Below are 12558 nucleotides of genomic sequence, written 5' to 3'. Positions count from 1 at the left end.
GGTCGTGTGCGATGGATTTATCGGCAACATTATGCTAAAATCCAGCGAAGGTGTCGCAAGCGCTATCGGCAAACTTATTAAAAACGAAACGAAAAAATCCCCGATCGCCATCGCTGGCTCCATCTTGATGAAGCGCGTTTTTAAGATAATCAAAAAAAGCACAGATTACGATGAATACGGCGGTGCGCCGCTTTTAGGCGTCAAAGAATGCGTCATCATAAGCCATGGCAAAAGCACTCCGAAAGCCGTTAAAAACGCGATCTTTCAAGCGCTTAAATTTGCAGATTCTAAAATCAACTCCGCGATAGAAAGCGAAATTTCTTCAAACGAGCAAAAATGAAAAAAGCCTCGATGATCTCGATCGCAGCATACGCGCCGAGTCAAATTTTAACTAATTTCGATCTTGAAAAAATGGTTGAAACGACTGATGAATGGATTGTCAAGCGCACAGGCATTCATGAGCGCCGCATAGCAAAGGGCGAGACCACTAGCGATTTGGGCATGAAGGCTGCAGCGCTTGCGATCGAGCGTAGCGGTTTGCAAAAAAACGAGATCGATGCGATAATCTGCGCCACGATCTCGCCCGATTATTTCTGCATGCCCTCGACCGCGTGCGTCATCGCGGATAAACTGGGTTTAAACTTCGGCATCACGGCGTTTGATATAAATGCCGCCTGTACGGGCTTCATCTATCTTTTAGAGCTTGCAAAATCTCTCATCGAAAGCGGCGCTAAAAAACACGTGTTGATAATCGGCACGGAAAAACTCAGCTCAATAGTCGATTGGAGCGACCGCGCTACGTGCATACTCTTCGGCGACGGCGCAGGCGCTGCGGTTATCGCGGCACGCGACGATAACGAAATCATCGACGTTCATACTGCTAGCGACGGCAGCAAGGGCGATCTTCTAATCACCGCAGCCCCGGGTAGTGTCAATCCACTCAGCCAAAAAATCATCGATGAAAAGCTGGGCTTCATGCAGATGGCGGGGCGCGAGGTCTTTAAAATCGCGGTACCGACGCTTAGTAACGACGTCGTGGAGATTTTGGCGAAAAATAAAATTTTGCCCGAGCAGGTCGATCTTTTCATCCCGCATCAGGCAAATTTACGCATTATCGAGGCTGTCAAGGCTAGACTGGAATTTAGCGATGAGCAGTGCGTGCTTACGATCGGTAAATACGGTAACACGAGCTCGGCGTCAATCCCGATGGCGATAAATGACGCTTACGAGAGCGGCAGGCTCGAAAACGGCTCGCTTATGCTTTTGGATGCGTTCGGCGGCGGCTTTACGTGGGGCAGCGCGCTTTTGAAATTCGGCGGTAAGAGCATAAACTAGCGCCTTTGAACTTTCATTATCTTTGAATTTCGCCATATTTAAGAGTTAAAATTCCAAGCTTATTTACAAAACTAATTTTAAATTTATATTTATTCTGAGCTAGGTTTCAAAATTTTAAAATGAAGCATTTGCGATTGAAAGCATATTATAATATTGCGTAGTTTGAGTATTGGTTTTCTGTGCGAGATTATAAAACGACATTAGTTTGAGCGCCTATCGCTTTTGACGATGGGCTTTTCAAATACAAAAGAAATCAAATATTCGATAGCTTAAATGGGCGTTAATTTCAGCCGATTCTGCATTAATGGCTTTTATAGCTGCAAAGCTCGGTAAGTATTTTTACGGGCGGCGTATGTGGATCTTTTAAATGACCTACACATAGGCTGTAGAATAAAATTCAAATACCAAAACGCTCATAACAGCAAGCATCAAATTGCCTTAGATTTGAAATTTAGCATAAACGCTGGTAAATTTAAATCAAATACTACGAATGGAACAATAAGGGACGCTATGTCATGAGTACAGGAGCGTCGTATCTATATCGGGTTCGTTAAAACCTCCAGTTATCCCATCTCTCCGCTATACAATATGCTCTAAAAAAGGATAGGATATTAAAATTATCCAGCGGCAAGCCGGAAGGTGCGGTCGCGTCAGCTGCAGACTTAAACGGTCAATGCGTTTAGTTTTAGTGCGAAAGCTACAGCGGTTTATAGGTTTTGATGGTAGGTCTAGCTCAATGCCATTGCAAGTATTGAAAATTTTAGCACGAAATATCATCTCACAGTTACGGACGACAGGTATTAAAGCATATTATTAAGACAATTTTTTATAAATTTTAAGTTCAAATTCCATTCGGATAAAATTTCGATTATTTTTTAGAAAGTGATCCGAAATTATCTAAAATTCCTCCGTTAGCTTGGACTATCTAGAGTGTTGCTCGTGTACCCGATTTAAATTTTAAATAACGTAAAATCCCAAATTCTCGTGCTTAAGGATAATTTTTCTGATCTCTTTTAGTAAGCTGAGCGAGGCTTCGATTTCGACGCGGCGGGTGCTTACGCTCTCGACGTTTGCGCCTACGCTTACGCCTTTTGCGAGGGCGTATTTATAGATGAAATCAAACATCTCCGCGCACAGCGCTGTTGAACTTTGTAAGATATCGACGCTGCTTTGCAGCCGTTGCTGCAAAAAATCTGGCACCGAGATGCCAAGCCATTTCATAAACTCAAGCGTCTTTAGGCTACCGCACGGCGTAAAAGTAAAGATTATCGGCACCTTTTTGCACTCCAAAGCGGCGTAATCGTCGATGAAATCTTTGGCATTTTGCACATTATAAACCGCCTGAGTGATAAAAAATTCGCACCCGTCCGCAGTCTTCTCCGCGATTTTTAGGTGCTCGTCGCGGCTCTTTTCGTGGCGCTCGGGTATGCAGATGCCGCCTAGACAAAGATGCGGCGCCACGAGTCGCTTGATCTCATAGGCGTGGCTTAGATGCAGTTTGCATTCTTCGTTTTTAGAGCTCGCCCCCACGAAAACGCCCAGTCCGCTTGCGGCATGCCTTAGAATTTCGCAAAATTCCGCTTCATCATATTTGCCTACCGCGCGGTAGATGATCGCTTCTTTATCGGTGTGTAGATACTGCGTGTAATAGCGCGCAGGATCGATTGTATGCACAAAAGGAAAGGTCCGCTCATCTTTCGTGCGTGCGCTTTCATCTTGTAGATCGTAGATGACGATGCCGTCGCATTCGCATTCGCTTAGGCGTTGTGACCACGCCGTACCCAGGTGCTCGAGCTCGTCTTGAGAGGACGTGATTTTAGGCGGAACGATGCCGTAGAGCAAAATTCCGCTTTTTCCGTTTCTAATTTTTTCTTTTAACACTTGCCATTCCTTGATTTTTCGCACATTTTAGCAAATTTAAATTTAAAAATTTAAATGATATAATGCCGAGCAAATTGCAAATTTAAGGAACGCAATGAAAACGCTTCAAGAAAATTTAAAGCTTTTTTATCTGGGGCTTGAAAACGGCGAGCCGTTTTTGTATAAAAACAAGGATCTGACGACCCACGCGCTTATCATCGGAATGACCGGCAGCGGTAAAACGGGACTTGGCATCACGCTGCTAGAGGAAGCCGCGATCGATAATATCCCATCCATCATCATCGATCCAAAGGGCGATTTAACGAATTTGGCTCTTACCTTTCCGCAGATGAGGGCTGAGGATTTTGAGCCCTATATCGACGAGGCAGAGGCGCAAAACAAAGGCCTTAGCGTGCGCGAGTTCGCCGAGCAGACCGCAAATACCTGGCGCGAAGGGATCGAGGGCTCATATCAAGACCTGGCGCGAGTACAGCTTTTGAAAAACAGCGCCGATTTTAGAATTTATACGCCCAAATCAAGCGCAGGGCTTGGGATCAGCCTGCTAAGCGACTTTGAAGCGCCGAAGGGCTTAAACGAAGAGGATTTGAATAACTACGTCGGCGGTATCGCTACTAGCGTGCTAAGCCTCGCAGGGATTAGCAGCGATAATCTCAGCTCGCCGGAATTTTTACTAATCAGCCAAATTTTAACCTATCATTTTAACAAAGGCGAGGGGGTGAGCGTGGTGGATCTCATCGCGCAGATCGGCAATCCGCCTTTCGATAAAATTGGCGTTTTCGACGTTAATACCTTCTTTCCGAGCGATAAGCGAATGGCGCTTGCGATGAAGATTAACGCACTCATCGCAAGCCCGAGTTTTAAGCTTTGGTGTGAGGGCGAGCGGCTAAATATCGCCAAGATGCTCTTTGATGAAAACGGTAAAGCAAGGGCGAATATATTTTCCATCGCGCATCTAAACGACGATGAGAGGATGTTTTTCGTCACGCTACTTTTGGGCGAGATGATCAAATGGATGCGCACCACCAGCGGCACGAGTTCCTTGCGCGCAGTGCTTTATATGGATGAAATTTACGGCTTCTTCCCGCCAAACGGCAATCCGCCGAGCAAAACCCCGATGCTTACGCTGCTAAAGCAGGCTCGCGCATTCGGTCTTGGCTGCGTATTATCGACGCAAAACCCGGTCGATCTCGATTACAAGGGGCTTAGCAACATCGGTACGTGGTTTATCGGGCGCTTGCAGACCGCGCAGGATAAAGAGCGCGTCATCAGCGGCTTAAGCGGTATCGGCTCAAATCCGATCGACAAAAGCGTGCTTATGGAAAAAATTTCAAACCTTAAAAAGCGAAATTTTTTGGTAAAAAACATCAACGAGGACGTGCTGCGGGTAATCGAGACGCGCTTTGCGCTAAGCTATCTAAAGGGTCCTTTAAGCAACGAACAAATTTCAAATTTAATGAAAGACAAAAAGGCTGAAATTTCGTCCGGCGCCGCGCAAGGCGTTAAATCCGCCGGCGCCGCCAAGCCCGTAGTTTCTGCTGAAATTTCGCAGCTTTACAGCTACGGCGCGAGCCTTGAGCTAAGCCCGTATCTGTATGCAAGCGCAAAGATGCGATTTTGCGACAAGGGAGTCGATTTTACGCAGCAGCGCTCCTTTTTGCTTTCGATTTCGGACGGGGGCGAAATAGATTGGAATGAAGCTAGCACGCGAGAGGTTGCAAATTTAAGCGGACAGGAGCAGGCGGGCTCGCTCTACGGCGCGCTTCCTAGCTTCATCGCGGGAGCAAAAAATTTAAACGCTCAGCTTAAAAGCTTTAAGGAGTGGCTTTACCGCAACGAAAGGTTAGAACTTTTTAGCGCGCTTGATCTGCTCTCAAAACCGGGCGAGAGCAGGGAGGAGTTTTTCGTGCGCCTAGGCGATAAGGCAAATGAAGCTCTAGAGGCTAAAACTGATGAGATTACGGCTAAATTTGAGAAAGAAAAGGCGCGCCTTGAGGATAAAATTTTGCGCGCTAGCGAAAAGTATGAAAAGGAAAAAGGCGACGTGCTAAGTCGCGGCGTGGATGCCGCGCTAAACATAGGCGGAGCGATCTTAGGCGCGTTTTTAGGCCGCTCGCGCAGCGCTAGCAATATCTCTAAAGCGATCAGCGGCGCCAAGAGCGCGCATAAAATTTTAAATGAACGAAGCGAAGCCAAAAATGCCGAAAACAGCCTAAGCGCGCTGCAAGAGGAGCTGGAGGTGCTCACACAGAAATTTGAGGCCGAAGTGGACGCGCTAAAACAGAGCCTGGATCTGAAAAATATTAAACTCGAAACGAAAGAAATTTCGCCGAAGAAAACGGACATCTACGACGAGAAAATTTCGCTACTTTGGAAGAGTTAAAGGGATTTTATGAAAAAATCGGGAATTTTAGAATTTTTACTTAGCATCATTATGGCGCCAAATTTTTGGTGCTACGTCGCGGCGTATCTGATCGCTGCGATCCCCTTTGGGCTTTTGATCGGCAGATACCTAGGCGGCGTGGATATCAAAAGCGAGGGCAGTGGTTCCATAGGCGCCACCAACGTCCTTCGCGTCTTAAAAACTCGCGATCCGCAAAAAGCAAAAAAGCTCGCGATCCTCACGGTTGCCTGCGACGCGCTAAAGGGCGTCCTGCCGATACTGATTGCGCGTGCTTTGGGCTTTGATGAAAACGTGCTGTGGAGCATGGCTGTCTTTGCGGTGCTTGGGCATTGCTTTAGCCCGTATCTGAAATTTAACGGCGGCAAGGGCATTGCGACGGGAGCCGGCGTGCTTGCTTGCTTTATTCCTATCGAGATTGTTATTGCGCTTGCCGTTTGGTTCGTGGTCGGCAAGACGGTTAAAATTTCATCCGTAGCCTCGCTTGCAGCGGCGCTTGCGCTAGTCGTAGCAAGCTACGTGATCCATCCGCAGATGCCCGCGATCAACACTCATGCGCCGATCTTTCTGATAGTTTTCATCGTATTTTACAAACACGCGCCGAATATTGCCAGGCTGCTTAAGGGCGAGGAAAAGCGCGTAGTATGATTAAAATTTTAATCGAAAAGCTGGAATTTGGCACGATAATCGGGACGCTGGATTTTGAGCGCAAGCGCGAGCAGCGCGTCTGGGTGTGGGCGAAGTTCGGAGCGGAGGAATTTATCGACTATGCGCGGGTTTGCGAATATATCAAAGCGGAGTTCCGCGAGAAAAAATTTCGCCTCGTAGAGGACGCGCTAAAATACTTCGCGCAGGAGTTTCACTCAAAATTTCGATCGATGGATTATTTTTATATGAAAATTTTAAAGCCCGAAATTTTACAAGACGCAAATGTCGGCGCGGAAATCGAGATAAAATTTTAAAATTTCTTTAAAAAATCTTGAAATTTTGCTTAAAATATGTTAAAATCGCCGCAAAATTTTAAGGCAAGGAAATTAAATGAGAATTTTAATAGTCGAGGACGAGGTGACTTTAAACAAGACGATAGCGGAGGGCTTGATGGAGTTCGGCTATCAGACGGATACTTCCGAGAGTTTTAAGGACGCAGAGTATTATATCGGCATTAGAAATTATGATTTGGTGCTAACCGATTGGATGCTAGCTGACGGCAACGGCATCGATCTCATCGCATTGGTTAAGCAAAAATCCGCGCGCACCTCCGTCGTCGTGCTATCTGCAAAAGACGATAAAGAAAGCGAGATCAAAGCACTTCGCGCGGGCGCGGACGATTTTATCAAAAAACCTTTCGATTTTGATGTTTTAGTAGCGCGCCTTGAGGCTAGACTTCGCTTCGGTGGCTCAAATATCATCAAGATCGACGATCTAATCATTGATCCGGATGAGGAAAAGATCACATATCTAGGTCAAGAGATCGAGCTTAAGGGCAAGCCATTTGAGGTGCTAACCCACCTTGCGCGCCATAGCGATCAGATCGTAAGCAAAGAGCAGCTGCTAGACGCTATCTGGGAGGAGCCTGAGCTTGTTACGCCAAACGTCATCGAAGTCGCGATCAATCAAATTCGCCAGAAAATGGATAAGCCTCTAAATATCTCTACGATCGAGACCGTTCGCAGACGCGGATATAGATTTTGCTTTCCACAAAAAGCCTAAGAGTCCGCTTTGTAATACAATTAGCATCCGCTTCGTTGATGCTAATTGTCATTTTTTCGGTAATGCTCTATAATTATATGAGAATTACCATCTTCGAAACTCCCGTTCAAAATTTAATCCAAAGAGCACAAAAAATCGTAGACGCCTCCGTGCCGCCTGAGAAAATTTCATCTTTTTTACAAGACGCATCTGGTGAATACGAAAGCAAAATCATCGAAAACGAAAGTATCAATAAGCCTAAATTTATCGAAAGCTCCGAGGGCGGCAGGAGCTATTTACAGCTGCACTATCCTTATGGTAAGGATAAAATTTTAAGTATCCGAGCCGACGTGAGCGTCTATGCAAACATTGTAAATCAAATACTCATCGACATCATTTTGGTAAATTTGACGATGATATTTTTGGTGGTGTTTTACGCGATGTTTCTTTCGCGCATGCTACTAATGCCGATTAAGCTGATCAGTCAAAGGCTTGCTTCGGTGGATGAAAAATTTCTAAAGCCGATCGACGGGGCCGAAATCCCGAGCGAATTTAATATGCTTTCAAACAGCATAAACCGCCTGCTTGAGCGCATTGAAACCTTTATTTTATATCAAAAAGAGCTTTTCATCGGTATTGCGCATGAGCTTAAGACCCCGCTAGCGGTGATGAAAACCAAAAACGAAGTCACGCTCATCAAGCCGCGAGAGAGAGAGAAATATATCGAGGCGCTTAAAAATAACAACGACTCGATCGATAATATGAATAAGATGATCAGCTCCATCCTAGAGATCGGGCGACAGGAGGGGGCGCAGTTTGAGGCGCCCGAGCAGACCGATATGATCGCGTATCTACGGGAGCTATGCGTAGGCTTTAAAATTTTAGCGCGTACGGCGGGCAAGGACTTGACGATGGATCTTAAGCCTGAACAGCTTGAAATTTCGGTGCAGAAAAGCCTCTTTATGCATGTGATTCAAAATTTTATCCAAAACGCCATAAAATTTTCTCCGGACGGCGAAAAGGTACTGATCGAGAGCGAAATTTCGGATGGAAATTTCATCGTGCGGGTCGCAAACAAAGGCGAGCCGCTTAACGAAGAGATCGATTATTTCGCCCCTTTTAAGCGCTACGGCGGCAAGCCCGGAGCCGGGCTCGGGCTATTTTTAGCCAAAAATGCCGCTCAAGCGATGGGTGCGCAAGTAGATCTTAAAAACGATGAAGCGCGCTCGCTAATCGTCGCGATTTTCAAACTTCCGCTAAAAAATTTAAGAAATAGCCCGAAATTCCGCTATTTTAAAACAAAATGAAGCTTTTTATGGTATAAACGCCATAAATTTTTTCGTAAGGTAAAATTATATGTCATTGTTGATTACAAAAGAATGCATTAGTTGCGACGCTTGCCGCGAGGAATGCCCTAATGAAGCGATTTTTGAGGATGAGCCGATATACATCATAGATGCCGATCGATGCTGCGAGTGCGTAGATGATTACTCTGAGCCCGCTTGCATCGTAGTCTGCCCAGTCGAGTGCATCATCACCGATCCCGATAATATCGAGACGGCGGACGAGCTGAAATACAAACACGTCCATATGGAAATTTAAATGCCCAAGCGCGTCGCCGTCATAGATCTGGGCTCAAATTCCGCCAGAGCCGTGATTTTCGAGCGCACGAGTAGGCTCGGATTTTTTATCTTAGCAGAGCACAAGATCAAGATCCGCCTAGGCGAGGGCGCTTATGAAAACGGCGGAATTTTAACCACCGAAGCGATGCAAAAATGCCTGCTGGCGTTTAAAAAATTTAAAACCCTCGTATGCAATTACAAGGCCAAACGCGTGCTTTGCATCGGTACATCCGCGCTTCGCGATGCGCCAAACGGAGCCGAGTTTATAAATCTCATCCGCAAGCAAACGGGCATTGCGATCCGCAAGATAGACGGGCAGATGGAGGCGTATCTGGGCGCCTATGCGGCGCAGAATTTGCTTAGCGACTTTTCCGAGGGTGTTACGCTAGATATTGGCGGCGGCTCGACCGAGCTTGCTTACATAAAAAACGGTAGGATAGAAAATAAAATTTCTCTAAATTTAGGCACGGTGCGGTTAAAGGAGCTGTTTTTCGACCGCGGCGACACAAAGGGGCTGGAGAAATACATAAATAGTGCGATATCCCAGGTAGGCACCGAGTTTCGCACGCAAAATTTAATCGTAATGGGCGGCTCTGCGCGAGCGCTCTCCGGCGCCGTGATGAGCCTGCAAAACCATCCGCTAAAGATCGTGCATAATTTTAGCTACGATTATGAAAAATACGCGCCGTTTTTTGCCAAGCTAATGAGTGCAAAGACGCTTGATTTGGCGAAATTCCCGATCAAAAAAGACCGCTACGACACGATAAGAGAGGGCGCCATCATCTTTGATAAGATCGTAAGGCGCCTAGGGGCGAAAAAGATCATCACCAGCGGTGTGGGAGTGCGCGAGGGGGCGTTTTTAAGCTCGATTCTGCGCGGCGCAAACCTACCTAGAGGCTTTAATCCGAGCCTAAGAAGCCTTAAAGATCGCTTCGCTTCCGAGCCCAGCGAGGCTCCGAAGTTCGCAAAGGCGCTGTTTTGCGCGCTATCGCCTCTACACGGCTTGAGCGAAAAATATATTAAAATTCTTCAGACCGCAGCATCGCTTTGCGAGATCGGGCGGGCGATCGGCTTTTATGCCAAGCACGAAACCAGCGCGGATATGGTGCTCGGCGGGCTGAACTACCGCACGACGCATAAAGAAAAGGCGCTCATAGCCGCGATCATCTCGATGCACGGAAGGCGCGAGCTGGGTGCTACGTTCGCGCCTTTGAGCGCGATTTTGCCTGACGCAGGCAAGCTCGCGTGGCTCAGCTATATTTTGGAGCTTGCGCGCCTCTTAAGCGAAAACGCGCTGAAAAATTTAGAATTTAGCTTTGAAAATTCCACTCTTAAAATCTCCGGCGCCGATAATTTGATAATGCTTAAAGGAAGCCTTAAAAAGCTCGCAAAGCCCGCAATTTTCGCCGTAAATTTCGTCTAAATTTAGCTTTAAATTTAACCGCTTGCCGCGAGATTTTCTGGCTACACGCTTATACAAAGTGATTTAAATTTCATGCTTTTTTAAAATTTCATTGCGCGGTTTACAATATTTCGCAGCGCTATTCGCGGCTCTTGCGGTTAAATTTAAGCTGCGATTCGCGCCCTGCACGGCGGCGTTTTGCGTTTTGGAAAAAAGGAAAGTAGATGGGTGAGCGGGTCGGCGAGCAAGCGCACAGACGGGAGAGCAGGCGAGCTAACCAGATGCAGGCAGGGGCACAGGCGGCGCGATTAAATTTAAAATATTGCGCCGCGCGGTATTTTGCAAACACAAATCGTTTGATGACGCTCGCCAAATCGCGGTTATGCGGTCAAATTTTAGATCGTGCAAATTTATAACTAAGCGATAATCAAACGGCGGCGCGAAATTTAATTGAGTTAAATTTTAAATCGCTCAAATTTAAAACGGCGACGAGAAATCGCGCCAGAGCAAGAATGCCCAGCTATCTGCGCAGCGCTCCGAAATTTCGTGCAATATCCCAGTAATCACGCATCGCTTCAGAATTTAGTGCAGTACCAAGAGATTTCATGCGGCGTTCCAGTATCTCGCGCAGCGCTTCGGGCGATTCGCAGAAAAGCGCCCCGACAATCCGCGCAACGACCGAGGCGATATGTAGAAGTGCCTGACGACGAGTGTGGCGTTCTAGGCAATCCGCAAATATCCTTCGCGCGAGCCCTAAAACCGTCCCAGAGCCTCTTTGACGTGATCCTCCGCCATATCGATATTCCACATCGGCTCAAAGACGAGATCAATCTCCACCTCGCCGATACCTTCCACGCTCTCGGCACCTGCGCGCACCCATTCTACCATCATCTCATGCAGCGGGCACGACTGAGTCGATAGCGTCATCGTGACTTTGGCGTTGTTCGCCTCATCTACCGCTACGTCGTAGATGAGCCCCAGCGACACGACGTCAAAGCCCACCTCAGGGTCCACCACGGCGCGAAGCGCGTCGTAAATTTGCTCCTTCGTTACTTTCATTTTTCCTCTCCGAATTTGATGTAGTTAAAGATATTTACGATGTTGATTAGCACCAAAATTATGCTTGCCGCTTGCAAGATCACCGCAGGCGTTAGCGCTCCAAAGCTCGCGCACGCAAGCGCCAATACGTTCGGCACGCAGGCTGCGTAGGCGATCTTTTTGATTATCATATCCTCAAGCATAGGGATTTTGCGCTTGCCGACGAAGGGCGAGACGTAGTGGTACCAGATGAGAAAGGGCGCGATTTTATAAAGGTGCGCGACGATGAAGGCGAACAAAAAGCCGTATAGCAGCCAAAACGCCGCCGTATCCGCGCGATCCGCGAGCCAAAATGCCGCGCTAAATCCCAAAGCCGCCAGCGAGATATAGACGTTTAAATTCCAATAATCGATCGCTTTTCGCACGCGCCTGGCTAGGATATAGATCGCCTGAGCCGCAAAGCTCGCAAGCGCGGCAAATGCGATAAAAATTCCAAAGTCTTTTAGTAAAAACAGCCCCGCTAGCAGATACAGCGCCAGCGAAGCTTTTGCTAGCGCGAAGCTTAGATCGTGCGCCAAGCTAAACATCGGCAGCAGCACGCACGCGGCACCTACGATAACGAAAAACACAAAGCCCAGCACGAAGTATATGTGATAGGATAAAATTTCTGAAAAATACACTCCGAAAATCTCCACGCCGCTAAGCGCTAGCACGAGCGCAAAGCCAAGGCTGATCCCTACCGCCAAAAACGCAGCCGAGATCGCAAGCGCTACGGCGGGGAAGCTCCATTTGGGCGTGCCGATGAAGCTTAGTGCGTAGCATATCGTAAAATAAAATAGACTAAGCAGCAAAACGGCGCCGCCTGCGTGCAATAATGCGATATTTGAAAGCAGCAACCCCGCGCTTAGCAGCGCTACGCTCGCGCCGTAGGCGAGTAGATTTAAAAACGCAAATTTGACGGTGAAAAATTCCTTTTGGATGATGACGGAGGTGAGCTGATAGAGCGCTCCGATGATTATGCTGATTACAAATCCCAGCAAAAATACGTGAAAAAAGCTCGCCGTCTGCGGCGCTTGGATCGCGCCGAAATCGGCCTTTAAAAAGCTCGCCGCGCTTAACAGCAAAAAGATAAAGCCGCAGATGAAATAGCCGCCTACGATGCGAAACGGCGGCGAAAAGGTCGTGATATTCAT

The 12558-nt window shown here is 47.3% G+C and carries 12 protein-coding genes and 1 pseudogene; 10 read left to right on the top strand and 3 right to left on the bottom strand.

Features of this window, described 5'->3' with window-relative positions; genetic code table 11:
* Both Q0257_RS04565 and Q0257_RS04560 read left to right on the top strand, forming a co-directional pair.
* Positions 1 to 340, top strand: a pseudogene (locus tag Q0257_RS04565) (phosphate acyltransferase); the annotation flags it as partial.
* The gene (locus tag Q0257_RS04560; RefSeq protein WP_298022092.1) at positions 337 to 1335 is read left to right on the top strand and encodes a beta-ketoacyl-ACP synthase III; all 999 of its coding nucleotides are present in this window, start codon (positions 337 to 339) and stop codon (positions 1333 to 1335) included. The pseudogene Q0257_RS04565 and the gene Q0257_RS04560, both read left to right, overlap by 4 nt.
* Before the next feature lie 957 nt (positions 1336 to 2292).
* Here the strand turns inward: Q0257_RS04560 and Q0257_RS04555 are convergent.
* Positions 2293 to 3216 (bottom strand): methylenetetrahydrofolate reductase, encoded by a 924-nt coding sequence (locus tag Q0257_RS04555; RefSeq protein ID WP_298022090.1) that lies wholly within the window; start codon positions 3214 to 3216, stop codon positions 2293 to 2295.
* Positions 3217 to 3310: 94 nt separating this feature from the next.
* Here Q0257_RS04555 and Q0257_RS04550 point away from each other — a divergent pair, with 94 nt between their 5' ends.
* From Q0257_RS04550 to Q0257_RS04515, 8 genes are all read left to right on the top strand, one after another.
* Complete coding sequence (locus Q0257_RS04550; RefSeq protein ID WP_298022087.1) at positions 3311 to 5596, top strand: DUF87 domain-containing protein; 2286 nt, start codon at positions 3311 to 3313, stop codon at positions 5594 to 5596.
* A gap of 51 nt (positions 5597 to 5647) precedes the next feature.
* Positions 5648 to 6262 (top strand): glycerol-3-phosphate 1-O-acyltransferase PlsY, encoded by a 615-nt coding sequence (gene plsY / locus Q0257_RS04545; RefSeq protein ID WP_298022098.1) that lies wholly within the window; start codon positions 5648 to 5650, stop codon positions 6260 to 6262.
* Positions 6259 to 6576 (top strand): dihydroneopterin aldolase, encoded by a 318-nt coding sequence (locus tag Q0257_RS04540; protein WP_298022086.1) that lies wholly within the window; start codon positions 6259 to 6261, stop codon positions 6574 to 6576. Before plsY ends, Q0257_RS04540 begins: the two co-directional genes overlap by 4 nt.
* A 76-nt stretch (positions 6577 to 6652) precedes the next feature.
* Entirely contained in the window at positions 6653 to 7324 is a 672-nt protein-coding gene (gene hsrA / locus Q0257_RS04535; RefSeq protein WP_005871260.1) for a homeostatic response regulator transcription factor HsrA, read from the top strand.
* 38 nt (positions 7325 to 7362) lie between these two features.
* Entirely contained in the window at positions 7363 to 8610 is a 1248-nt protein-coding gene (locus Q0257_RS04530) for a HAMP domain-containing sensor histidine kinase (protein WP_298022084.1), read from the top strand.
* A gap of 49 nt (positions 8611 to 8659) precedes the next feature.
* Positions 8660 to 8905 (top strand): YfhL family 4Fe-4S dicluster ferredoxin, encoded by a 246-nt coding sequence (locus Q0257_RS04525; RefSeq protein WP_005871264.1) that lies wholly within the window; start codon positions 8660 to 8662, stop codon positions 8903 to 8905.
* Positions 8906 to 10348 (top strand): Ppx/GppA phosphatase family protein, encoded by a 1443-nt coding sequence (locus Q0257_RS04520; RefSeq protein ID WP_298022081.1) that lies wholly within the window; start codon positions 8906 to 8908, stop codon positions 10346 to 10348.
* A gap of 203 nt (positions 10349 to 10551) precedes the next feature.
* The gene (locus Q0257_RS04515) at positions 10552 to 10743 is read left to right on the top strand and encodes a hypothetical protein (RefSeq protein ID WP_298022078.1); all 192 of its coding nucleotides are present in this window, start codon (positions 10552 to 10554) and stop codon (positions 10741 to 10743) included.
* Positions 10744 to 11080: 337 nt separating this feature from the next.
* On the opposite strand, the gene Q0257_RS04510 is transcribed toward Q0257_RS04515, so the two are convergent.
* Together Q0257_RS04510 and Q0257_RS04505 are read right to left on the bottom strand one after the other, a co-directional pair.
* A complete protein-coding gene (locus Q0257_RS04510; protein ID WP_297879927.1) occupies positions 11081 to 11386 on the bottom strand; it encodes a metal-sulfur cluster assembly factor in 306 nt (101 codons plus the stop codon).
* A complete protein-coding gene (locus Q0257_RS04505; RefSeq protein ID WP_298022076.1) occupies positions 11383 to 12558 on the bottom strand; it encodes a peptidase M50 in 1176 nt (391 codons plus the stop codon). Before Q0257_RS04505 ends, Q0257_RS04510 begins: the two co-directional genes overlap by 4 nt.

This window comes from uncultured Campylobacter sp. (genome assembly GCF_938018035.1).
Lineage (GTDB): Bacteria > Campylobacterota > Campylobacteria > Campylobacterales > Campylobacteraceae > Campylobacter_B.
The sequence above is the reverse complement of the archived record's forward strand: the minus strand, read 5'-3'. Positions and strand labels throughout refer to the sequence as shown.